Origin of the sequence: Streptomyces sp. NPDC046870, assembly GCF_040704595.1 — a bacterium.
Taxonomy (GTDB): Bacteria; Actinomycetota; Actinomycetes; order Streptomycetales; family Streptomycetaceae; genus Streptomyces; species Streptomyces argyrophylli.
On the sequence record NZ_JBEYXM010000040.1, the window covers coordinates 26,450 to 48,397 of the forward strand.

The 21,948-nt window shown below is 73.2% G+C and carries 25 protein-coding genes and 1 riboswitch; of the genes, 14 read left to right on the forward strand and 11 right to left on the reverse strand.

Annotated elements, in window-relative coordinates:
* The first annotated feature begins 37 nt into the window (after window positions 1–37).
* The 3 genes from AB0946_RS39850 to AB0946_RS39860 all read left to right on the forward strand — a co-directional run bounded on the left by AB0946_RS39850 (window position 38) and on the right by AB0946_RS39860 (window position 2,390).
* Entirely contained in the window at window positions 38–526 is a 489-nt protein-coding gene (locus AB0946_RS39850) for a DUF5304 family protein (RefSeq protein ID WP_366765630.1), read from the forward strand.
* Between the two features lie 67 nt (window positions 527–593).
* On the forward strand, window positions 594–1,547 hold the full coding sequence (locus tag AB0946_RS39855) for an ROK family glucokinase (protein ID WP_014672213.1): 954 nt from the start codon (window positions 594–596) through the stop codon (window positions 1,545–1,547).
* A 99-nt stretch (window positions 1,548–1,646) separates the two neighbouring features.
* Window positions 1,647–2,390 (forward strand): endonuclease/exonuclease/phosphatase family protein, encoded by a 744-nt coding sequence (locus AB0946_RS39860; RefSeq protein ID WP_366765631.1) that lies wholly within the window; start codon window positions 1,647–1,649, stop codon window positions 2,388–2,390.
* 6 nt (window positions 2,391–2,396) lie between these two features.
* On the opposite strand, the gene AB0946_RS39865 is transcribed toward AB0946_RS39860, so the two are convergent.
* Together AB0946_RS39865 and AB0946_RS39870 are read right to left on the reverse strand one after the other, a co-directional pair.
* The gene (locus tag AB0946_RS39865; protein ID WP_366765632.1) at window positions 2,397–3,026 is read right to left on the reverse strand and encodes a hypothetical protein; all 630 of its coding nucleotides are present in this window, start codon (window positions 3,024–3,026) and stop codon (window positions 2,397–2,399) included.
* The gene (locus AB0946_RS39870; RefSeq protein WP_366765633.1) at window positions 3,019–3,798 is read right to left on the reverse strand and encodes an alpha/beta fold hydrolase; all 780 of its coding nucleotides are present in this window, start codon (window positions 3,796–3,798) and stop codon (window positions 3,019–3,021) included. Before AB0946_RS39870 ends, AB0946_RS39865 begins: the two co-directional genes overlap by 8 nt.
* Before the next feature lie 117 nt (window positions 3,799–3,915).
* Between AB0946_RS39870 and AB0946_RS39875 the strand changes: the two genes are divergently transcribed.
* The 4 genes from AB0946_RS39875 to AB0946_RS39890 all read left to right on the forward strand — a co-directional run bounded on the left by AB0946_RS39875 (window position 3,916) and on the right by AB0946_RS39890 (window position 7,773).
* The gene (locus AB0946_RS39875; RefSeq protein ID WP_366765648.1) at window positions 3,916–4,677 is read left to right on the forward strand and encodes a lysophospholipid acyltransferase family protein; all 762 of its coding nucleotides are present in this window, start codon (window positions 3,916–3,918) and stop codon (window positions 4,675–4,677) included.
* A gap of 40 nt (window positions 4,678–4,717) precedes the next feature.
* A complete protein-coding gene (locus AB0946_RS39880; protein ID WP_366765634.1) occupies window positions 4,718–5,953 on the forward strand; it encodes a DUF5931 domain-containing protein in 1,236 nt (411 codons plus the stop codon).
* Window positions 5,950–6,624, forward strand: a complete 675-nt coding sequence (locus tag AB0946_RS39885; RefSeq protein ID WP_171157100.1) for a response regulator transcription factor — start codon at window positions 5,950–5,952, stop codon at window positions 6,622–6,624. The genes AB0946_RS39880 and AB0946_RS39885 overlap by 4 nt, the downstream gene beginning before the upstream one ends.
* A gap of 120 nt (window positions 6,625–6,744) precedes the next feature.
* Entirely contained in the window at window positions 6,745–7,773 is a 1,029-nt protein-coding gene (locus AB0946_RS39890; protein ID WP_366765635.1) for a 6-phosphofructokinase, read from the forward strand.
* Between the two features lie 16 nt (window positions 7,774–7,789).
* Here the strand turns inward: AB0946_RS39890 and AB0946_RS39895 are convergent, their stop codons facing one another.
* On the reverse strand, window positions 7,790–9,661 hold the full coding sequence (locus AB0946_RS39895; RefSeq protein ID WP_366765636.1) for an anthranilate synthase family protein: 1,872 nt from the start codon (window positions 9,659–9,661) through the stop codon (window positions 7,790–7,792).
* Between the two features lie 100 nt (window positions 9,662–9,761).
* Window positions 9,762–9,818, reverse strand: a complete 57-nt coding sequence (locus AB0946_RS39900) for a trp operon leader peptide (protein ID WP_366751506.1) — start codon at window positions 9,816–9,818, stop codon at window positions 9,762–9,764.
* A 97-nt stretch (window positions 9,819–9,915) separates the two neighbouring features.
* Here AB0946_RS39900 and AB0946_RS39905 point away from each other — a divergent pair, with 97 nt between their 5' ends.
* Window positions 9,916–11,268: a class II 3-deoxy-7-phosphoheptulonate synthase gene (locus AB0946_RS39905; protein ID WP_366765637.1), complete on the forward strand. Its 1,353-nt coding sequence runs from the start codon at window positions 9,916–9,918 to the stop codon at window positions 11,266–11,268.
* Window positions 11,269–11,436: 168 nt separating this feature from the next.
* Window positions 11,437–11,661: a bacterioferritin-associated ferredoxin gene (locus AB0946_RS39910; protein ID WP_030641969.1), complete on the forward strand. Its 225-nt coding sequence runs from the start codon at window positions 11,437–11,439 to the stop codon at window positions 11,659–11,661.
* 21 nt (window positions 11,662–11,682) lie between these two features.
* Here the strand turns inward: AB0946_RS39910 and bfr are convergent, their stop codons facing one another.
* Window positions 11,683–12,168 (reverse strand): bacterioferritin, encoded by a 486-nt coding sequence (gene bfr, locus AB0946_RS39915; RefSeq protein WP_366765638.1) that lies wholly within the window; start codon window positions 12,166–12,168, stop codon window positions 11,683–11,685.
* A gap of 171 nt (window positions 12,169–12,339) precedes the next feature.
* Here bfr and AB0946_RS39920 point away from each other — a divergent pair, with 171 nt between their 5' ends.
* Window positions 12,340–12,972 (forward strand): sulfite oxidase-like oxidoreductase, encoded by a 633-nt coding sequence (locus tag AB0946_RS39920; protein WP_366765639.1) that lies wholly within the window; start codon window positions 12,340–12,342, stop codon window positions 12,970–12,972.
* Window positions 12,973–12,984: 12 nt separating this feature from the next.
* On the opposite strand, the gene AB0946_RS39925 is transcribed toward AB0946_RS39920, so the two are convergent.
* The 6 genes from AB0946_RS39925 to thiO form a co-directional block, all read right to left on the reverse strand.
* Window positions 12,985–13,524 (reverse strand): DUF4396 domain-containing protein, encoded by a 540-nt coding sequence (locus AB0946_RS39925; protein WP_366765640.1) that lies wholly within the window; start codon window positions 13,522–13,524, stop codon window positions 12,985–12,987.
* A gap of 74 nt (window positions 13,525–13,598) precedes the next feature.
* The gene (locus AB0946_RS39930; protein WP_366765641.1) at window positions 13,599–14,474 is read right to left on the reverse strand and encodes a deoxyribonuclease IV; all 876 of its coding nucleotides are present in this window, start codon (window positions 14,472–14,474) and stop codon (window positions 13,599–13,601) included.
* A gap of 71 nt (window positions 14,475–14,545) precedes the next feature.
* Window positions 14,546–16,519, reverse strand: a complete 1,974-nt coding sequence (gene pknB, locus AB0946_RS39935; RefSeq protein WP_366765642.1) for a Stk1 family PASTA domain-containing Ser/Thr kinase — start codon at window positions 16,517–16,519, stop codon at window positions 14,546–14,548.
* 127 nt (window positions 16,520–16,646) lie between these two features.
* Window positions 16,647–17,441 (reverse strand): thiazole synthase, encoded by a 795-nt coding sequence (locus tag AB0946_RS39940; protein ID WP_366765643.1) that lies wholly within the window; start codon window positions 17,439–17,441, stop codon window positions 16,647–16,649.
* Between the two features lie 3 nt (window positions 17,442–17,444).
* Window positions 17,445–17,657 carry a sulfur carrier protein ThiS gene (gene thiS, locus AB0946_RS39945; RefSeq protein WP_030641983.1) on the reverse strand — a complete coding sequence of 71 codons (213 nt, stop codon included), beginning with the start codon at window positions 17,655–17,657 and terminating at the stop codon, window positions 17,445–17,447.
* Window positions 17,654–18,871 (reverse strand): glycine oxidase ThiO, encoded by a 1,218-nt coding sequence (gene thiO / locus AB0946_RS39950; RefSeq protein WP_366765644.1) that lies wholly within the window; start codon window positions 18,869–18,871, stop codon window positions 17,654–17,656. The genes thiS and thiO overlap by 4 nt, the downstream gene beginning before the upstream one ends.
* Window positions 18,869–18,980, reverse strand: a riboswitch (TPP riboswitch). It overlaps the preceding gene by 3 nt.
* 53 nt (window positions 18,981–19,033) lie before the next feature.
* Here thiO and AB0946_RS39955 point away from each other — a divergent pair.
* The 4 genes from AB0946_RS39955 (at window position 19,034) to thiE (ending at window position 21,818) form a co-directional block, all read left to right on the forward strand.
* Window positions 19,034–19,384, forward strand: coding sequence for a hypothetical protein (locus AB0946_RS39955; protein WP_366765645.1), 351 nt, complete (start codon window positions 19,034–19,036; stop codon window positions 19,382–19,384).
* 32 nt (window positions 19,385–19,416) lie between these two features.
* Window positions 19,417–20,673, forward strand: a complete 1,257-nt coding sequence (locus tag AB0946_RS39960; protein WP_366765646.1) for an FAD-dependent oxidoreductase — start codon at window positions 19,417–19,419, stop codon at window positions 20,671–20,673.
* A 37-nt stretch (window positions 20,674–20,710) separates the two neighbouring features.
* Window positions 20,711–21,076: an Rv2175c family DNA-binding protein gene (locus AB0946_RS39965; RefSeq protein WP_058080226.1), complete on the forward strand. Its 366-nt coding sequence runs from the start codon at window positions 20,711–20,713 to the stop codon at window positions 21,074–21,076.
* A gap of 91 nt (window positions 21,077–21,167) precedes the next feature.
* Complete coding sequence (thiE, locus tag AB0946_RS39970) at window positions 21,168–21,818, forward strand: thiamine phosphate synthase (protein WP_366765647.1); 651 nt, start codon at window positions 21,168–21,170, stop codon at window positions 21,816–21,818.
* Window positions 21,819–21,948 lie beyond the last annotated feature (130 nt).

A 21,948-nucleotide genomic window follows, 5' to 3' on the forward strand; every position in this document is an offset into this window, starting at 1 on the left:
GTAACGTCGTAAAGGCGAACCGTAGTCAGGAGCCGCCATGAGCGAAGAGCGTCCCGCACCCGACCCTTCCCCGGAGGAGCCGGCGAAGGCGACCGACGCCGACGCCTGGGCCACGGCCGCCGCCGAGGACCTCGCCGCCGAGCAGGCCCGCCGCCGCGCCGAGCACGGCCCGCAGCCGGGCTCGGCGGCCGAGGAGCTGAAGAGGCTCGTGGACACGGTGGCCGACAAGCTGGCCGGCCTCCAGTCACCGCTCCTCGGCGGCCTCGCCGGGCCCGCCGCCCAGCAGGTGGTGCGGCAGGTCGTCCAGCAGGCCAAGGCCGCCGTCGAGCCCGTCATAGAGCGCAACCCCGACGTCTTCGACCACCTGGCCGCGGCCGGCGGCGAACTGCTCGCCGCCTACCGCTCCGCCGTCCAGGCCCAGGAGCGCCGCTGGACCACGGGCACGGCCCCTCCCGCGCGGGACCGGAAGGACCCGGACGACCCGGGCGAGGGCACCGGCCCGGGGGAACGCATCGACCTGGACTGAAGCCCTCGCACGGCAGGGCCTCGGGTACGGTTGGCCGTAGCGGGGCTCGACCGAAACTGAGGGATTCATGGGACTCACCATCGGCGTCGACATCGGCGGCACGAAGATCGCGGCCGGCGTGGTCGACGAGGAAGGCAACATCCTCTCGACCTTCAAGGTGCCGACCCCCACCACGCCCGAGGCCATCGTGGACGCCATCGCCTCGGCGGTGGAGGGCGCGCGCGCCGGGCACGAGATCGTCGGCGTGGGTATCGGCGCGGCCGGTTACGTCAACCGGCAGCGCTCCACGGTGTACTTCGCGCCGAACATCGACTGGCGCAACGAGCCGCTCAAGGAGAAGGTCGAGGCCCGCACCGGCCTCCCGGTCGTGGTCGAGAACGACGCCAACGCCGCCGCCTGGGGCGAGTACAAGTTCGGCGCGGGCAAGGGCCACCGCAACGTCATCTGCATCACGCTCGGCACCGGCCTCGGCGGCGGCATCATCATCGGCAACAAGCTGCGCCGCGGCCACTTCGGCGTCGCCGCCGAGTTCGGCCACATCCGGATGGTGCCGGACGGCCTGCTGTGCGGCTGCGGCTCGCAGGGCTGCTGGGAGCAGTACGCCTCCGGCCGCGCCCTGGTCCGCTACGCCAAGCAGCGCGCCAACGCCACCCCGGAGAACGCCGAGCTGCTGCTCTCGCTGGGCGACGGCACCCCGGAGGGCATCGAGGGCAAGCACATCTCCATGGCCGCCCGCCAGGGCGACCCGGTCGCGGTCGACTCCTACCGCGAGCTGGCCCGCTGGGCCGGCGCCGGCCTGGCCGACCTCGCCTCCCTCTTCGACCCGTCCGCCTTCATCGTCGGCGGTGGCCTGTCCGACGAGGGCGAGCTGGTCCTCGACCCCATCCGCAAGTCCTACAAGCGCTGGCTGGTCGGCGGCAACTGGCGCCCGGTCGCCGACGTGATCGCGGCCCAGCTGGGCAACAAGGCCGGCATGGTGGGCGCGGCGGACCTGGCCCGGGAGCCCGACCCGATCATGTAGCGCCCGCAGGGGCGCGGGGAACCGCGCGGCGAGCCACGACGGATGCGGCCCTCGCCCGCGGTCCCCGCGCCCCGCACCACGGGGCGTACATTGATCCACATGGCGCTGCTCCCCGACTCCGCAACGCAGGCCGACGGCTCCGCGGTCGTCCGTGTCCTGAGCTACAACATCCGCTCGATGCGCGACGACACGGACGCGCTGGCGAGGATCATCACCGCCTGCGCCCCCGACCTGGTCCTCCTCCAGGAGGCCCCCCGCTTCTTCCGCTGGCGCAAGAAGCTGGCGCGGCTCGCCGCGGCCTCCGGCCAGGTCGTCCTCACCGGCGGTGCCACGGCCGCGGGGCCGGCGATCCTGTGCTCCCTGCGCGCCACCGTCGAACGCACGGAGGACGTCCTCCTCCCGCTCACCCCGGGCCTGCACCGGCGCGGCTTCGCCACGGCGGTGGTCCGCTTCGGCGGCGCCCGCCTCGGGGTGCTCAGCTGCCACCTGTCGCTCCAGGGGGACGAGCGTCACGACCAGGGCGGCCTGCTCCTCGATCATCTCGCCGGACTCGGTGTCGAGCACGCCGTCGCGGGCGGCGACCTCAACGAGGGGCCCGGCGGCCGCACCTTCCGCCGGCTCGCCGGGACCCTCCAGGACTGCCGTGCGACCGCTCCCTGGGGCGGCGAGTTCACCTCCCCGGCCACCGGCCCCCACCAGCGCATCGACGCGGTCTTCGCGACGAAGGGCATCGAGGTGCTGGGCTGCGGGGTGCCCCTGGACCAGCCGGGCGTGCGCGAGGCGGACCTGCGGGCGGCCACGGACCACCTCCCGGTCCTCGCCGCCCTCAGAATCCCGGCCTGACCCGGCTCAGACCACCGCGCCGCGCCCGGGGTCGTCGTCCTCCTCGTCGTCCGTCCGCATCCGCGTCACCAGCGTCACGAAGCCGCCGAGGAAGCCGCCGATGCCGGAGGTCGCCAGCCACCAGGTCATGTCCCAGCCGAGCAGCACCGCCAGCAGGAGCAGGACCGGGCCGCCGACCACGCCGAGCCAGGCGAACCTGGCGGTCGTGTCCGAGGTCGGCAGCGGGGGCGGCTCCGGCGGCACGAAGTGGCCCTCGTCGTCCTCGTCGAAGTCGTCGTCGGACGGCTCGGGCGCCGTGTGGTCCCGCGGGCCGATGCCCGGCGCGAAGGAGACCGATCCGCCCAGCGGCCGGGCGGGCTGCCGGCCCGCGGACTCCTCCTGGTCGTCGCGCGGCTCGGCCTCCTGGTCCTTCGCCGCCTTCTTCTCCAGCAGCGCGAGGTCCTCGACCGGCTTGAAGGGCCGGGCGCCCGGCGGGTCCGGCGGTTCCGCGCCGTACCCGGCGACGATGGCGCGCCAGGCGGCCTCCTCGTCGAACGGCACCTCCTGCCGGTCCGGCTCACGGGTCTCGTGACCGCCCTGGTCCTCGTGGCCCTCGTGGCCCTCGCGGTCCTCACGGTCGGAGTAGTGCTCAGCCAACTGCGGCCGTCCCTTCCTTGCCGACACCGGGTGCGAGCCGGCCGATGAAGGCGAGGCTCTCCTCGAAGATCCGGTCCGCGTCCTTGTCCAACGTCGCGACGTGGTAACTGTGTTCCAGCACGATCTCCGTGACGTCCGTGGCCGACACCCGGCTCAGCACCCGCGCCGAGTCGGCCGCCGGGACGACGTGGTCCCGGGCGCTGCGCAGCAGCAGCAACGGCTGGGTGACCTGGGGCAGCTCGCCGTCCAGGCGGCGCAGGAACATCCGCAGCGAGTGCGCCGCGTGCAGCGGCACCCGGTCGTAGCCCAGCTCGGCCGCGCCCTCCTTCGCGATGTCGCTGGCGATGCCCTTCGTCGTGCGCACCAGGTGCCGGGCCACCGGAAGGGCGTACGCCGACAGGCCGTGCACCTTGTTGGCCGGGTTGACGACCACCGTGCCCGCGACCCGCCCGCCGTGCCGGGCCGCGAGCCTCAGGGCCAGCGCCCCGCCCATCGACAGGCCCGCGACGAACACCCGGGAACAGCGCTCGGTGAGCAGCCGCAGTTCGCGGTCCACCTGCGCGTACCAGTCCTGCCAGGTCGTGAGCTGCATGTCCTGCCAGCGGGTGCCGTGGCCGGGCAGCAGGGGCAGGGAGACGGTCAGGCCGTGGGCCGCGTGGTGCTCCGCCCAGGGGCGCAGCGACTGGGGCGAGCCGGTGAAGCCGTGGCAGAGGAGAACCCCCACCTCACCGCCCTCGTGGCGGTACGGCTCGGCTCCGGGGAGAACTGGCATGTGCTTCACCGTACGCGACCGCACCGACACCGACCAGGGTCGTCGGGCCCATTGACGGTCCCGCGGGTTAAGGTCTCCTCGGAGAAACCAGGAGGCATACGGGTGTTGTACGGCGCGATGAAGGTCGCCATCGGAGGGCCGCTGAAGGTCGCCTTCAGGCCATGGGTGGAGGGCCTGGAGAACATTCCGGCCACGGGCCCGGCCATCCTGGCCAGTAACCACCTGTCCTTCTCGGACTCGTTCTTCCTGCCGGTGGTGCTGGACCGCAAGGTCACCTTCATCGCCAAGGCGGAGTACTTCACCACCCCGGGCGTGAAGGGCCGGCTCACCGCCGCGTTCTTCAAGGGCGTCGGCCAGCTCCCGGTGGACCGCTCCGGGGCGCGCGGCGCCGGTGAGGCGGCGATCAGGAGCGGCATAGAGGTGCTGGAGCGGGGCGAGCTGTTCGGCATCTACCCGGAGGGCACCCGCTCGCCCGACGGACGGCTGTACCGGGGCAAGCCCGGCGGCCTCGCGCGCGTGGCCCTCGCCACCGGGGCGCCGGTCATCCCCGTGGCCATGATCGACACCGAGAAGATCCAGCCGCCCGGGCAGGTCGTGCCGAAGCTGATGCGGCCCGGCATCCGCATAGGCAAGCCGCTGGACTTCAGCCGGTACCAGGGCATGGAGCACGACCGGTTCGTGCTGCGCGCGCTGACCGACGAGGTCATGTACGAGATCATGAAGCTCTCCGGCCAGGAGTACGTCGACATCTACGCGACCGCCGCCAAGCGGCAGATCGCGGAGGCGGCGAAGGCCGCCAGGGAGGCGGAGAAGGCCGAGAAGGCGGCGAAGGCCGCCAGGGAGGCGGAGCAGGCCGGCGAGGAGCGGGCCGGGTCCTAGACAGGGCACGAGGGGGAACCGGGGGGGGGGACCGGGGGACATGCCCAAGCGTGAACGCGTCATGCGCATGTCGGTCGAGCTGCCGCTGTGGCGCGCGCTCGCCGGCTACCGCGTCCTGACCATGCTGTACGCGATCGGCCTGTGCGCCACCGCGTACGAGCACTTCGTGCGGCCCTGGGTCGCCGTCGCCTACTACGCCGTCCTGGCCGTGTGGACCCTCGCCACCCTGCCCAAGGTGGCGGGCGCGGCGAGCTGCACCCGGCGCTTCCTGGCCGCCGACCTGACCGTCGCCCTCGTCGGCATCCTGCTCACCCCGGTCGCCGACAACCACGAGCGGATCGCGGGCGGTGGCCCCACCCTGCCGTCGATATGGACGGCGGGCGCGGTGCTGGCCTTCGCCCTCAAGGGCGGCTGGCGCTGGGCGGCGGTCGCCTCCACGGCCGTGGCCGCCGTCAACCTGGTCGAGCGCGGCCGGCCGGCCCGGGACACCGTGCACAACGTGATCCTCGTCTGGGTGGCCTCCATCGCCATCGGCTACGTGGTGGAGGTGGCCCGCGCCTCCGAGCGCACCCTCGCCCGCGCGCTGGAGATCGAGGCCGCCACCCGCGAGCGGGAGCGGCTGGCCCGCGACATCCACGACAGCGTGCTCCAGGTGCTGGCGATGGTGAAGCGCCGGGGCGCCGCCCTCGGCGGCGAGGCGGCGGAACTGGGCCGGCTGGCCGGGGAGCAGGAGGTGGCCCTGCGCACGCTGGTGTCGGGCGGCCTGGTCCCGGTGTCCCGGCTCTCGGAGGACGCGGCGGCCGGAGCCGTGGTCCGCGCGGTGGAGGAGCCCGACGAGGACGACCCGGCCGGCCCGGTCGACCTGCGCTCCCTGCTCGCCCGGTACGCGTGCGCCCGGGTCAGCCTCGCCGAGCCCGGCGCCCCGGTGCTGCTGCCGTCGGCCGCGGCCCGCGAGGTGGCCGCCGCGGTCGGGGCCGCCCTGGACAACGTGCGCCTGCACGCGGGGGCGCAGGCCCGGGCCTGGATCCTGGTGGAGGACGAGCCGGACGAGATCGTCGTCACCGTCCGGGACGACGGCCCCGGCATCCCCGAGGGCCGGCTGGCGCAGGCCGAGGGGGAGGGCCGGCTCGGGGTGGCGCAGTCGATCCGGGGCCGGCTGCGCGACCTCGGGGGCAGCGCCGAGATCGTCTCCGTGCCCGGGCAGGGCACGGAAGTGGAACTGAAGGTACCGAAGGGCGCCGTGCGGGCGCGGGGGAAGAAGGCGGAGCAGCGATGACACAGCAGGACCCGATCAAGGTCATGGTGGTGGACGACCACCCGATGTGGCGTGACGCGGTCGCCCGTGACCTGGCCGAGTCCGGCTTCGAGGTGGTCGCCACCGCCGGCGACGGCGAGCAGGCGGTCCGCCGCGCCAAGGCCGCCGCCCCGGACGTCCTCGTGCTGGACCTCAACCTGCCCGCCAAGCCCGGCGTCCAGGTGTGCAAGGAACTCGTCGGCCACAACCCGGCGTTGCGCGTCCTCGTCCTCTCGGCGAGCGGCGAGCACGCGGACGTGCTGGAGGCCGTGAAGTCCGGCGCGACCGGCTACCTGCTGAAGTCGGCCTCCACCGCGGAACTGCTGGACGCGGTGCGCCGCACCGCCGTCGGCGACCCGGTGTTCACGCCGGGTCTCGCCGGGCTGGTCCTCGGCGAGTACCGGCGGCTGGCCGCCGAGCCCGCGCCCGCGCCGGACGCCGACGAGCCGGGCGCGCCCCGGCTGACGGACCGGGAGACGGAGGTGCTGCGGCTGGTGGCGAAGGGCCTGAGCTACAAGCAGATCGCCGAACGCCTCGTCATCTCCCACCGCACGGTGCAGAACCACGTGCAGAACACCCTCGGCAAGCTCCAGCTGCACAACCGGGTGGAGCTGGTGCGGTACGCGATCGAGCGCGGCCTCGACGAGGAGTAGGACCGGCGCGGTCCGCTTCCGGGCCGTGCACCGGAATCACCCTTCCCGCCCCTCCCGGTGTGACCTGAATCACCATTAGCGTGACCGGATGTCAGGGAACCGCTGCGAAGGGACATTTCCATGCGGGTCGGAGTACTGACCGGAGGCGGCGACTGCCCCGGGCTCAACGCCGTCATCCGGGGCATCGTCCGCAAGGGCGTGCAGGAGTACGGCTACGACTTCGTCGGCTTCCGGGACGGCTGGCGGGGTCCCCTCGAAGGCGACACCGTCCGTCTCGACATCCCCGCGGTGCGCGGCATCCTGCCCCGCGGCGGCACCATCCTCGGCTCCTCGCGGACCAACCCCCTCAAGGCGGACGACGGCATCCGGCGGATCAAGGCCAACCTGGCCAAGCTGGACGTCCAGGCCCTCGTCGTGATCGGCGGCGAGGACACCCTGGGCGTCGCCGCGCGGCTGTCCGGCGAGTACGGGGTGCCCTGCGTCGGGGTGCCCAAGACGATAGACAACGACCTGGCGGCCACCGACTACACCTTCGGCTTCGACACCGCCGTCAACATCGCCACCGAGGCCATCGACCGGCTGCACACCACCGCCGAGTCGCACATGCGGGTCCTGGTGGTGGAGGTGATGGGCCGGCACGCCGGCTGGATCGCCCTGCACTCCGGCCTGGCAGGCGGCGCCAACGTCATCCTCATCCCCGAGCAGCGCTTCGACATCGAGCAGGTCTGCGACTGGGTGACCTCCCGGTTCCGGGCGTCGTACGCGCCGATCGTGGTCGTCGCCGAGGGCGCCGTGCCGAAGGACGGCGACATGGTCCTCAAGGACCGGTCGCTGGACTCCTTCGGGCACGTCCGGCTGTCCGGGGTGGGCGAGTGGCTGGCCAAGGAGATCGAGAAGCGCACCGGGAAGGAGGCCCGCACCACGGTCCTCGGGCACGTCCAGCGCGGCGGCACCCCGAGCGCCTTCGACCGCTGGCTCGCCACCCGCTTCGGTCTGCACGCCATCGACTGCGTCCACGACGGCGACTTCGGCACGATGGTCGCCCTGCGCGCCACCGACATCGTCCGCGTCCCCCTGGCCGAGGCGACGGCCCGGCTGAAGACGGTGGACCCGAGGCTGTACCAGGAGATCGGGGTGTTCTTCGGCTGACGGCGGCCCCCCGCGGCTACACGGTCGTGCGGCGCAGCCGGCCGATCAGCTCCCGTACGACCGCCGTGCCGTTCAGGGTGAGCACCGACTCCGGGTGGAACTGTACGCCCGCGAAGCCGGGGCCCCGCAGGGCGTGCACCTCGCCGTCGGCCGCGCGGCTCACCTCGACGCCGTGCGCGGCCAGTTCGCGGGCCGCCTCCTCGTCGCAGCGCGCGACGAAGCTGTTGTAGAAGCCGACCGTCTCCGGCCGCCCGAACAGGTCGATCTGCGTCTGCGCCCCCTGGTACGGCACCTCCTTGCGGACCAGGTCCAGGCCCAGCTCGGCCGCGAGCAGCTCGTGCCCCAGGCAGACGCCCAGCACCCCGTGCCGGTGCTCGCGGATCACGGCGGCCGCGAGCTCCCGCAGGCACCGCATCCTCGGGTCGGCCCCGTCGCGCGGGTCGCCCGGGCCGGGGCCCAGCACGACCGGCCCCTCGTGCGCGAGGACGTCCGCCCGCAGCCCCGGCTCGTCGTAGCGCCGTACCGTCACCTCCAGGCCGCCCGAGCGCAGCACGTGCGCCAGCATCGCCGTGAAGGTGTCCTCGCCGTCGACGACCAGCGCGTGGCCGGCCGGCTCCGGCGTGCGGTCCTGCATCCGCAGCCAGAACGGCGCGAGCCCGGCCCGGCGCCCGTCCAGTGCGGCCCGCACCCGGGGGTCGTCGGTCAGCCGGGGCCCCTCCCGCTCGGCCCGCGGCCGGGACGGCCCCACCCCGAGGGCGGCCAGCACGCCCGCCGCCTTCGCGTGGGTCTCCGCGACCTCGCCGGCCGGGTCCGAGCCGCGCACCAGCGTCGCCCCCACCGGAACACGCAGCCGGCCGCCGGCAGAGATGTCGGCGGTGCGGATGAGGATGGGGGAGTCCAGGGTCTGCGCGCCCCCGGAGTCCCGCCCGAGCAGGGCCAGCGCCCCGGCGTAGTACCCGCGTCCCACGCCGTCCCGTCCGAGGGGCTCGTACCGCTCGATCACCCGGCACGCGTTCTGCACCGGCGACCCGGTCACCGTCGCCGCGAACATGGTCTCCCGCAGCACCTCCCGCACGTCCAGCGAGGACTTCCCGCGCAGCTCGTACTCGGTGTGCGCGAGGTGCGCCATCTCCTTCAGCCGCGGGCCGACGACGACCCCGCCCCTGTCGCCGACGGTGCACATCATCTTGAGCTCCTCGTCGACGACCATCGACAGCTCCTCGATCTCCTTGCCGTCGGCGAGGAAGCCGAGCAGGTGCTCGGGGGTCGGGCCCTCGGGCGGATAGCGGTATGTCCCGCTGATCGGGTTCATCACGACGGTCCCGCCGCTCATCCGGACGTGCACCTCCGGACTGGCCCCCACCAGCGTCCGGTCCCCGGTGTGCACCACGAACGTCCAGTACGCGCCCCGCTCGCCCTCCAGCAGCCGGCGGAACAGCGCGAGGGCGTCGGCGCGGCCGAAGCCCGGGATCTCACCCTCGTAGGTGCGCCGGATCACGAAGTTCGCGCCCTCGCCCCGGCCGATCTCCTCGCGCAGCACCCGCCCGACGGTCTCCGCGTACTCCTCGTCGCTCACGTCGAAGCCGCCGCTCTCGACCCGCACGTCGTGCGCGGGGAGCCGGCCGAGGGCCTCGTCCAGCGGCAGCGTGTGCGTCTCCTGCGGCGTCAGCACCAGCAGCGGGGTGCCGTCGTCGCGGACGTCGAAGCCGCGCTCGCGGATCTGCCGGAACGGGATCAGGGCGAGACCCTCGTCGGGCAGGTCGGCGAGCCGGTCCCGGCTGCTCACCGGGCCGAGCAGCACCTCCACCAGGTCCTCGTCGCGGCCCGGGGTGCGGCGGCGGAGCAGGGCGAAGGGGCGGGGATCGGACAACAGGTCCATGAGGTCCACGGGTCGGGCTCCTTCTCGATCGTCTGACGGAGAGGAACGACCCCGGACACACCGAAGGCCGCCCCTCGGGCGGCCTTCGCGAAGTGTTGCGTACGCGCAGTCAGTGGGCCGCCGGATGAGCGGTCCACCACCAGGTCTGGGTCGAAAGCGCGAACATGCGACGCACCCTACCGCATGTCCGCACTGTGTACGCGGTGTCTCATCAGCTGAGCACCGGCGGGGACCCCACGACGGCACCCCGTAATGTTGGGGTCGTGACCGTGAACGCTAAGACCAGCCCGAGCGCTGGCAACACCTGGCGAGACCTGCCCGCGGCGCAGCAGCCCGAGTACCCCGACCCCGAGGCTCTGCGCGCAGTGATCGCGGACCTCGAGTCGTATCCGCCGCTCGTTTTCGCGGGCGAGTGCGACCAGCTGCGCGCCCGGATGGCGGCCGTCGCCAAGGGAGAGGCGTTCCTCCTCCAGGGCGGCGACTGCGCCGAGGCCTTCGACGCGGTGTCCGCCGACCACATCCGCAACAAGCTCAAGACGCTGCTCCAGATGGGTGCCGTCCTCACCTACGCGGCCTCCGTGCCGGTGGTCAAGGTCGGCCGGATCGCGGGCCAGTACTCCAAGCCCCGCTCCAAGCCGACCGAGACCCGCGACGGCGTGACGCTCCCGGTGTACCGGGGCGACTCCGTCAACGGCTTCGACTTCACCGAGGCCAGCCGCATCCCGGACCCGGAGCGGCTCAAGCGCATGTACCACGCGTCGGCCTCGACGCTGAACCTGGTGCGCGCCTTCACCACCGGCGGCTACGCCGACCTGCGCCAGGTGCACGCCTGGAACCAGGACTTCGTGCGGACCTCGCCGTCGGGCCAGCGCTACGAGCAGCTCGCGCGCGAGATCGACAGCGCCCTGAACTTCATGCGGGCCTGCGGCACCGACCCCGAGGAGTTCAAGACCGTCGAGTTCTACTCCTCGCACGAGGCGCTGCTGCTGGACTACGAGTCCGCCCTGACCCGGGTCGACTCCCGCACGGGCAAGCTGTACGACGTCTCGGCGCACATGGTGTGGATCGGCGAGCGCACCCGCCAGCTGGACCACGCGCACATCGAGTTCGCCTCGCGGATCCGCAACCCGATCGGCATCAAGCTCGGCCCGACCACCACGGCCGAGGAGGCGCTGCGGTACATCGACCGCCTCGACCCCGAGCGGGAGCCGGGCCGGCTGACCTTCATCGTCCGCATGGGCGCCGGCCAGATCCGCGACAAGCTCCCCGAGCTGGTCGAGAAGGTCACGGCGTCCGGCGCGACGGTGGCCTGGGTGACCGACCCGATGCACGGCAACACCTTCGAGGCGGCGTCCGGGCACAAGACCCGCCGCTTCGACGACGTGCTCGACGAGGTCAAGGGCTTCTTCGAGGTCCACAAGGCGCTCGGCACCCACCCGGGCGGCATCCACGTGGAGCTGACCGGCGACGACGTCACCGAGTGCGTGGGCGGCGGCGACGAGATCTTCGTGGACGACCTGCACCAGCGCTACGAGACGGCCTGCGACCCGCGGCTGAACCGCAGCCAGTCGCTGGACCTGGCGTTCCTGGTGGCCGAGATGTACCGGGACCAGTGAGCCCGGACCGGTAGCGACCGCCTTGTGACGCGGAGTCCTGGGGCGCGGATCACACCCGATCCGCGCCCCTGCCACTTTTGCGGCCACCGGGGACATGGGTAAGGTTAGGTTTGCCTCACCGAAACGGGGATGGCAGGAACAGGGACCCCCGTCGGGAGGTGAGACCGCGTGTACGTCTGCAGTTGCTTCGGTGTCACCGAGGACCAGGTCAAGCAGCACGCGGAGAACGGCGCCTGCACCCCGCGCCAGATAGCCTCCGCCTGCAAGGCGGGCACCGACTGCGGCGGCTGCGTCCGGCGCATCCAGGCGCTGCTCGGCCGTGGCGCCTGCCCCCGCCGGGAACTGATCGACCAGCGCGCCCCGGCCCTCGTACCGCTGGACGACGCCGCGTAGCCTCCGCGCCCCCGCCGGGGCCTAGGAGTCGGGCTGGCTCTGCTCGACGACGGTCGACAGGTACAGCGCCTCGCCCAGCTTGTCCACCAGCTCCAGCTGGGTGTCCAGGTAGTCGATGTGGTGCTCCTCGTCGGCCAGGATCGCCTCGAAGACGTTCGCCGACGTGATGTCGTCCTTCTCGCGCATCACCTGGACGCCCCGGCGCAGCCGGTCGATGGCCTCGACCTCGATCTGCCGGTCGGCCTGGAACATCTCGGTCACCGTCTGCCCGACCCGCACATGGAAGAGGCGCTGGTAGTTGGGCAGGCCGTCGAGGAGCAGGATGCGGTCGGTGAGGACCTCGGCGTGCCGCATCTCGTCGAAGGACTCCGCGCGGGTGTACCGGGCCAGCTTCGTCCACCCCTTGTGGTCCTGGAGCTTGGCGTGCAGGAAGTACTGGTTGATCGCGGTCAGCTCGGCGGTCAGCTGTTCGTTGAGCAGTTCGATGACCTCGGGGTCGCCTTGCATCGCTGTGGACTCCTTCCAGGTGGGCCCGGCCGATAGCGCCGCATGATTCCACCGGCGAGGAAGATCGTCCAGTAAGTACGCACTTAGTAAGTACGTCATGAGTTCATGGCAATTGTCCGGTTGGGGAGTGGGTGGTCAAGGGCACTGCCCGAGGTCTGTCAGGATGGATACATGGGTCATCCGGTGGAGCGAGAGTCTGGGGCAGCGGCAGGGTCCGACCTTCCGCCGGGTCAGCGGCTCCAGCGGGGCTGGCCGGTCACGCACTACGGGCCGGTCCCGAAGTTCCGGCCCGAGCGCTGGGAGTTCCGGGTCTTCGGCGCCACCGCCGACGGTGACAAGCGCACCTGGGACCACGAGGAGTTCACGGCCCTGCCCTACACCACGGTGGTGGCCGATCTGCACTGCGTGACGAAGTTCAGCATGGTCGGCGCGGAGTGGGGCGGCATCCCGGCCCGCACGATCGTGGACCTGGCCCCGCCGGCGCCGGACGTCACCCATGTGATGGTCTGGGCGGAGTACGGCTTCAGCTCGAACCTGCGCCTCACGGACTTCGTCTCCGACCGCACGATCTTCGCCACGCACAAGGACGGTGAGCTGCTCACCGCCGAGCACGGCTTCCCGGTCCGGCTGATCGTGCCCCACCTCTACGCCTGGAAGGGGCCCAAGTGGGTCCGGGGCGTGGAGTACATGACCGCCGACCGCCGCGGCTTCTGGGAGGAGCGCGGCTACCACAACATCGGCGACCCCTGGAAGGAACAGCGCTACTCCTACCAGGAGGAGCCCGGGGACGGCCCCGAGCTCTGATCCCCGGCCCCCTCAGTGGTGGTACGCGTGGACCACCGCGTGGCCCTTGCCCCGGCCGATCATCCACTTGTTGACCGGGGTGGTCACCATGAAGGCGATCGCGAACGAGACCGCGAGCGAGATCCAGAACAGCGCGTCGCCCAGCGTGGCGTCCATCGCCGACGGCCAGACCAGGATCACCGCGTTGTCCATCAGTTCCATCACGACGATGGACAGGGTGTCCGCGGCCAGCGCCACCCGGAAGGCCGTGCGGAAGCCGACGCCGGCCCGCAGGACCCCGCGCAGGGTGAGCGAGTAGCCGAAGACGAAGGCCAGGACGACCGCCAGCACCATGGTCGGCAGGTTGCCCCAGCCGAAGGCCGTGCCGGCGACCATGCCGAGCACCTCGCCGATGGCGCAGCCGGTGAGGCAGTGCAGGGTGGCCTGGACGGCCGTCGCCCAGGTGGCGACGGGTGCCGGGGGCCGGCCCTGGTGGCCTTGGTGCTGCCCCTGGTGGCCCGCGCCGGCGTGGCCGTGGTGGTGTGCGTGTGCCGTGTGCGTCTCGTGCTCCATGACTGCCCCCAGGTCAGGTGACGGCTCCTGCGCCCGACAGGAACCATATACCCCACGGGGGTATTCCCCAACGGTCAGTCCTCGCGGAGCCCCTTCAGCCGCGCCACGTCCGCCGCGTGCCCTTCCTTGCCGCCCGGCGTCTCGATGACCAGCGGTACGCCCTCGGTCGCGGGATGGGTCATGAGCGCCCGGAACGGGTCCTCCCCGATATGGCCTGCGCCGATGTTCTCGTGCCGGTCCTTGTGGGCACCCGCCACATCCTTGGAGTCGTTGGCGTGGATCAGCTTCAGCCGGCCCGGGCCGACGGTGTCCACGAGCAGGTCCAGGGTCCGGTGCATGCCGTCCGGTCCCGTCAGGTCGTGCCCGGCGGCGAAGACATGGCACGTGTCCAGGCACACGCCCAGCTTCGGATGCGCGTCCAGCGCCTCGAAGTACGGCCCGAAGTCCCAGGTGCGCGAGCACAGCGAGGCGCCCTGCCCGGCGGTCGACTCCAGCAGCAGGAACGGGTCGTCGTCGTGGGTCAGCTCCTCCAGCAGGGGCAGCAGGTACGCGCGCACCTGCTTCAGCGCGACCTCCCGCGCCCGGCCGCCGGTGGCGCTCCCGGTGTGCACCACGACACCCAGCGCGCCGATCTCCCGCCCGCGCCGCAGCGAGTGCCGCAGCGACTGAACCGACCGCTCCACGGTCGCCTCGGTGTGCGAGCCGAAGTTGATCAGGTACGGCGCGTGCACGTAGGCCGGGATCGACTCCTCGGCACAGGCGGCGCGGAACGCCTCGTCCTGCCGCGGGTTGCCGGCGGGCGTGGCCCAGCCGCGCGGATTGGCGACGAAGACCTGCACGGTCTCGGCCTTGAGGTCACGGGCGTAGGACAGCCCGACGGAGTGCAGGCCGCCGGCCACGGGCACATGGCCGCCGACGGGGTTGCGCAGGGGGGAGCGAACGGGACTCACCCGTTCAGGGTGTCACGTCCGGCCCGGTGCCCGGACCGCGCTCCCCGGTGAGACCGGTCACCGGTGGCTCGTCACCGGATGGTGATCGTTATGGTCGACCCCTTGGGCGCCTCGTCGCCGCCGTCCACGGACTGCTTCTTCACGGTGTCCCCGAACAGCCCCAGCAGCCCGCGGTCCTCCTTCACCTCGAACCCGGCGTCCTCCAGGGCCTGGTGCGCGTCGTCCACGCTGTCGCCGACCACGTCCGGGACCTCGATCATCTCCGGGCCCTTGGACAGCGTCAGCGTCACCGTGTCGCCCTCGGCGGCCTGGTGGCCGTCGTCCGGGCTCTGCGCGGCGACCTCGCCCTCGTCGTACTCGGAGGTGATCCGCTTGCCGGCCACCTTCACCTTCAGCCCGGCGTCCGTCAGCTCCTGCTTCGCGCTCTCCAGGTCGTCGCCGGTGACGTCCGGCACGTCGATCGGGCTGCCCTTGCTGACGATCAGCGCGATCGCCGAACCCGCGTGCCGCTCGGTGCCCGCCTCGGGCGTCGTACCGATCACCGAGCCCCTGGGGACGTCGTCGCTGAACTCCCGGGTGACCATGCCCGGCTCCAGGTCCTCCGCCTTCAGCCGCGCCCGCGCCCGGGCGAGCGACTGGCCCGCCACGTCCGGGACGTCCACCGTCTTCGGTCCCAGCGACACGGTCAGCGCCACGGAGTCGTGGTCCCGGATCCGCGCGCCCGGCGCCGGATCGGTGCCGATCACCGTGCCGCGCTCGACCGTGTCGCTGTACGCGCGCCTGACCTTCCCGACGTCCAGCCCGGCCGTCTTCAGCCGCTCCCTGGCCTGCGCCTCCGTCTTCGCCAGCAGCGGCGGCACCTTGGTGAACTGCCCGGAGTTGATGTACCACACCCCGGCGCCGACGCCGAACACCACCAGCACGGCCGCGATCAACGCCAGCACCGCGCGCGCGGACCGCGCCGGGCGCCGGCGGGGCGGCACGGGCGGGCTCTGGAAGCGGGCGGTGCGGTCGACGCCGTTCCCCGGGCCGCCCTCGAACGCGTCCTCCTCCACCGGCAGCGGCCGGGACGGGGGTTCCCCCACGCGGGCGAAGCCGAGGGTGGGGGAGGTCAGCGCACGCGGGATCACGCTCGTGCGGTCCTCGGCGTTGTCGTGCTCCGCGGTCAGGGCCTGCGGCGGCAGCGCGTCCAGCTGCTCGTCGGTCAGCGACAGGTGGGCCTCGCGCACCTGGGCGAGCAGGGCCACGGCGTCGTGCGGCCGGACGTCCGGGGTGCGCGCGGTGGCCGACGCGACCAGCTCGTCCAGCTGGTACGGCAGGCCGGGCACGAGCGCCGAGGGCGGCGGCACGTCCTCGTGGAGGTGCTTGTAGAGCACCTGGGCCGGGGAGTCCCCGGAGTGCGGCTTGGCGCCCGTCAGCATCTCGTACAGGACCACACCGCAGGCGTACACGTCGGCCCGCGGATCGGTGATGCCCTGCTCGATCTGCTCCGGCGCGAGGTAGGAGACGGTCCCGAGCACGGCACCCGTCGTGCTGGTCACCGTGTCCACGGAGCGCACCAGCCCGAAGTCGGCGACCTTGACCCGGCCGTCGTCGCCTATCAGCACGTTCTCGGGCTTCATGTCGCGGTGCACGAACCCGGCCCGGTGCGCGGCGCCGAGCGCGGCGAGCACCGGCTCCAGGACGTCCAGCGCGGCCCGCGGCTGCACCGCGCCCCGCTCGCGCAGCACGTCCCGCAGGGTGCAGCCGGCGATGTACTCCATCGCCAGGTAGACGTACGACCCGTCGGTCCCCTGGTCGAAGACCTGCACCACGTTGGGGTGGTCGAGCCGGGCGACGGACTTGGCCTCCCGGATGAACCGCTCGACGAACGCGCCGTCGGCCGCGAGCGTCGGGTGCATCACCTTCAGCGCGAGCACACGGTCCAGGCGGGTGTCCAGGGCCCGGTAGACCGTGGCCATCCCGCCGGCCGCGATCCGCGCGTCGACGCGGTACCGGCCGTCGAGCACCTGCCCGACGAGGGGGTCCTGAAGGGTCGTATCCACGAGAGGCGAGTCTACGAGGGGCACCGGCGGTTCCCGCGCCGAGACCGCTTTCCCACCAGCACTGCAGCCGACCTGTGACGCACCCACGACCTGGCGGCCACCGACCGGACGCAGACCGCGGCACCGGTCAGAACGCGGGACGCTCGGGGTCCAGCACGGCCAGGCCCTCCGCGGGGGACGACGCCTCGGCGAGGTACCTGCGGGGAATCCGCCCGGCCCGCCGGGCCAGCCGGCCCCCCTCCACCGCGAGCTTCATGGCGGAGGCCATCAGCTCCGGCTCCTGGGCCCGGGTCACCGCGGAGGCGAGCATCACACCCGCGCACCCCAGCTCCATCGCCAACGCCGCGTCCGACGCCGTACCGGCCCCCGCGTCCAGGATCACCGGCACGCGCGCGTGCTCCACGATCAGCTGGAAGTTGTGCGGGTTGCGGATCCCGAGCCCGGACCCGATCGGCGACCCCAGCGGCATGACCGCGGCGCACCCCACGTCCTCCAGCTTCCGCGCGAGCACCGGATCGTCGTTCGTGTACGGCAGCACCGTGAACCCGTCGTCCACCAGCGTCTCCGCCGCCTCCAGCAGCTCCACCGGATCCGGCAGCAGCGTCCGCTCGTCGGCGATGACCTCCAGCTTCACCAGGTCCGTGCCCAGCGCCTCGCGGGCCAGCCGGGCGGTCAGCACGGCCTCGCCCGCGGTGAAGCAGCCGGCCGTGTTCGGCAGCACCCGGATGCCGAGCCTCTCCAGCACCGACAGCACCGAGCCGTGCACGGAGGGGTCCACCCGGCGCATCGCGACCGTGGTCAGTTCCGTACCGGAGGCGACCAGCGCCCGCTCCAGCACGTCCAGGCTGGGCGCCCCGCCCGTGCCCATGATCAGCCGGGAGGAGAAGGACAGGTCACCGAGGACCAGGGGATCGTCGGCCATGGCTCAGCCTCCCTGCACGGCGGTGAGGACCTCGACCCGGTCGCCGTCGGCGAGGGCGGTCGTCGCCCACCGCGCGCGCGGGACGACGGTCTCGTTGACGGCGGCGGCCACCCCGCGCGGGGCGGCGGTGAGGGTCCGGACGAGGGTGTCGAGGGCGGTGCCCGGGGCGATCTCCCGGCGCTCCCCGTTGACGGAAATCATGACCGGGCTGTTCATACGGGCTGCTCCACCTCTTCCCTCGTCTCCCCGCGCTCCTGCCTCGTCCCCACGCGCGCGGCGGCTCCCCAGGCCGTGGCGCCGAACCGCCGCGGCGTGAACGGACGGGCCTCCTCCGGCAGCTCGCCGGTGACCAGCGCGTGCGCCAGCACGTCCCCGGTGACCGGCGTGAGCAGCACGCCGTTGCGGTAGTGCCCGGTGGCCAGCAGCAGCCCGGCCAGCCCGGACGGGCCGAGCAGCGGCGCGTTGTCCGGGGAGCCGGGGCGCAGCCCGGCCCGGGTCTCGGTCAGCGGCAGCTCGGTGATGCCGGGCACCAGCTCGTGCGCGTCGCGCAGCAGCTCGTACACGCCCCCGGCGGTGACCGTCGTGTCCCAGCCCAGCTCCTCGCTGGTGGCGCCGACGACCAGTTCGCCGTTCTCCCGGGGCACCAGGTAGACCTGGCTGCCCCGCACCACGGCCCGCACGGTCCGGTTCAGGAACGGCGCGTACCGGCGCGGCACGGTCAGCCGCAGCACCTGCCCCTTCACCGGCCGCACCGGAGGCAGCAGCTCGTCCGGCACGCCCGCGAGCCGCCCGCTCAGGCTGCCGGCCGCGAGCACCACCCGGTCCGCGCGCAGAGCCGTGCCGTCCGCCGTGGTGACCCCGGCGGCCCGCTCGCGCACCACGTCCAGCCGCTCCGCCCACGCCCGGTGGAACACCACGCCGGCCCGCTCGCACGCGGCCACCAGGGCCGCCGCCAGCCGGCGCGGGTCGATCTGGTGGTCGCCGTCGACCCGCAGCCCGCCCCGCACCCCCGGCGCCAGCATCGGCTCCAGGCGCCGGCACTCCCGCCCCGACAGCCACTCCGAGGCGAGGCCCGAGCGCTGCTGGAGCGCGTGCAGTTCGCGCAGGTGGGCGCGGTCGTCGGCGTCCAGGGCGACGGCGAGGGTGCCGCAGCGGCGGTAGCCGAGGTCATCGCCGGTCAGTTCGGTCAGCTCGGCCGCGAAGGCGGGGTAGCGGCGGGCCGACTCCAGGTTCAGGGCGAGCAGGGTCTCCTCGCCGTAGTGCAGTTCGGTGACCGCGGCCAGCATCCCGGCCGCGACCTGCGCGGCCCCGCCGCCGGGTGAGGGGTCCACCACGGCCGTGGCCAGCCCGCGCTGCGCCGCGCGCCAGGCCGTGACCAGGCCGATGATCCCACCCCCGATGACGAGGACGTCGGACGTACGTGACGACATGGGCGTCCAGCCCCTCCCTTCGCCGGCATGACCCGGATCAGGTTCGTACGGTCGGAGGCCGCGAGCCTCCCTCTCAGCCCGGTGCGTCCGGGCTCCCGCGAGTGCTTGTACGGTGGCAACCCTAGCCCGCCGCCCCTCTCACCCGTAAGGGAGCCCCGTTCCATGGCCCGGTCGCTCGACGGACTGATCCTCGCCCCCGTGGCGGACCAAGCCCCAGGTCAGGTGGGCACCCGCACGCGGTTCGCGTACCACGAGCAGGACGGCGCGATCTGGGCGGAGTACGCGGGCGGCGACGTCGTGCGCGGCCATCTGGTCGGCACCCGCGAGGGCGACCGGCTGGACTTCCGGTACGTGCAGCTCAAGACCGACGGGACCACCTCCTCGGGGCACTGCGTGTCCGCGGTCGTCGAGCTGCCGGACGGGCGGGTGCGCCTGGACGAGACCTGGGAGTGGGAGTCCCAGGCCGGCTCCGGTACGAGCGTGGTGGAGCAGGTCACCGAGCCCGCCCCCTGACTGACTCCTCGTCAATTGTCTATGGTGATCGGGTGAGCGAGCAGACAGCGCGAGAGGGCACGGCGGCGGCGCGGCGCGTGGCCGTCGTCGGCGCGGGCATGGCCGGGGTGCAGACCGCGGTCGCCCTGCGGGAGCAGGGCTTCCGGGGCGACGTGACCGTCATCGGCGCCGAGCCGCACCAGCCGTACGACCGGCCGCCGCTGTCGAAGGCGGTGCTGCTCGGCAAGGCCGAGGACTCCGCCTTCGAGGTGGACTTCGAGTCCCTCGGGGTCGAGCTGCGGCTCGGCTGCGAGGTGTACGGCGTGCGCCCCGCCGAGCACGAGCTGGACACCGCGACGGGCCCGGTGGCGTACGACGTCCTGGTCCTCGCCACCGGCGCCGAACCGGTCCGGCTGCCCGGCACCGAGGGCATGCCCGGCGTGCACCTGCTGCGCACCCTGGACGACGCCGAACGGCTGCGCCCCGTGCTCGCCCGGCAGCACGACATCGTGGTCGTGGGCGCCGGCTGGATCGGCGCTGAGTTCGCCACCGCCGCCCGCGAGGCCGGCTGCGCGGTGACCGTCGTGGAGGCCGCCGGCCAGCCGCTCGCCGGTGCCCTGCCCGCCGAGGTCGCCGCGCCCATGGCCGCCTGGTACGCCGAGGCGGGCGTGGAGCTGCGCACCCACGCGCGCGTGGAGCGCGTCGAGCCCGGCGAGGTGGTGCTCGCCGACGGCACCCGGCTGCCCGCGGGCGCCGTCGTCGTCGGCATCGGCGCCCGCCCGGCCACCGGCTGGCTGGCCGGCTCCGGCATCGAGCTGGGGGCGCACGGCGAGGTCCTCACCGACGACCGCCTGTGCACCTCCCTGCCCGATGTGTACGCCGTCGGCGACTGCGCCTCCTTCCCGTCGGCGCGCTACGGCGAGCGGCTCCTCGTCCACCACTGGGACAACGCCCTGCAGGGCCCGCGCACGGTCGCCGCGAACATCCTCGGCGAGACCCCGGCGGTCTACGACCCGGTGCCGTACTTCTGGTCCGAGCAGTTCGGCCGCTTCGTCCAGTACGCCGGTCACCACACCGGGGCCGACCGGCTGGTGCGGCGCGGCGATCCGTCGGGCCCCTCCTGGACGGTCTGCTGGCTCCGCCAGGGCCGTCTGGTGGCCCTCCTGGCCGTCGGCCGCCCCCGCGACCTGGCCCAGGGCCGCCGCCTGATCGAGGCGGGCCGGCGGATGGACCCCGAGGCGCTGACCGACCCGGCGCGGCCCCTGAAGAACGCCACGGCCGGGCACACCCTCCCGCCTGGACCTGCCTGACTTCCGACTGTCGGTGGGGGATGGCAGGCTAGGGAGCGTGACCGAGATTGACGCAAAGATCGATGCTCTCGTCCCCGCATGGCTCACCCTGCCCGACATCGCCGACATGCTCGGTGTCGAGGTGACGCGTGTCCGGCAGCTGGTCAAGGAGGGCCAGCTCATCGCCGTGCGCCGCGGTGAGAACAGGGCGCTGCACGTCCCCGCCGCCTTCATCGACGGGGACAAGGTCGTCAAGGGCCTGTCCGGGACCCTGACGCTCCTGCGGGACGACGGCTTCACGGTCGAAGAGATGATCGAGTGGCTCTTCACCCCCGACCCGACCCTGCCCGGCACCCCCGCGCAGGCCCTGAGCGAGAATCGCGGCACGGAGGTGAAGCGCCGCGCCCAGGCGCTCGCCGTCTGAGCCGATCCGCAGCAGGCAGGTGGCGTGCGGGCCGGACGCCCGTACGCCACCGCGCACCACCGCCAGGGACACCGACCACGGGGGACCACGCATGTCCGACACCGCCCGCGCCGCGCTCGCCGACGCCCGCCTGTACCTCTGCACGGACGCCCGCACGCGCCAGGGCGACCTGCCGGAGTTCCTGGACGCGGTCCTGGCCGGCGGGGTCGACGTCGTGCAGCTGCGGGACAAGGGCATGGAGGCCGCCGAGGAACTGGAGCATCTGGAGGTCTTCGCCGACGCCTGCGCCCGGCACGGCCGGCTGCTCGCGGTCAACGACCGGGCGGACGTCGCCCATGCCGCCCGCGCCGACGTGCTCCACCTCGGCCAGGGTGATCTCCCGGTCCCCGCGGCCCGGGCGATCCTCGGCGACCGGGTGCTGATCGGCCGCTCCACGCACGCCGAGGCGGAGGCCGCCGCTGCCGCCGTCCAGGAGGGCGTGGACTACTTCTGCACCGGCCCCTGCTGGCCCACGCCCACCAAGCCCGGCCGCCACGCCCCCGGCCTGGACCTGGTCCGCTACACGGCGTCCCTGGGCACCGACCGCCCCTGGTTCGCCATCGGCGGCATCGACCTCGCCAACCTGGACCAGGTGCTCGACGCCGGGGCCCGCCGGGTGGTCGTGGTCCGCGCGATCACCGAGGCGGACGACCCGGGCGCGGCGGCGGCGGAGTTCGCGAAGCGGCTGCGGGACGCCCGCTAGAGCCTCTCGTTTGGATCAGGCCGGGCTCGCGGGCCCTGGCACCGCGCCTCGCCGCGTTGTCGTCGGTTGCCATGGCTCCGCCATGGCGCCCTCCTCCGCCTTGCGATGCACGGCACCAGACCCCGCTCCC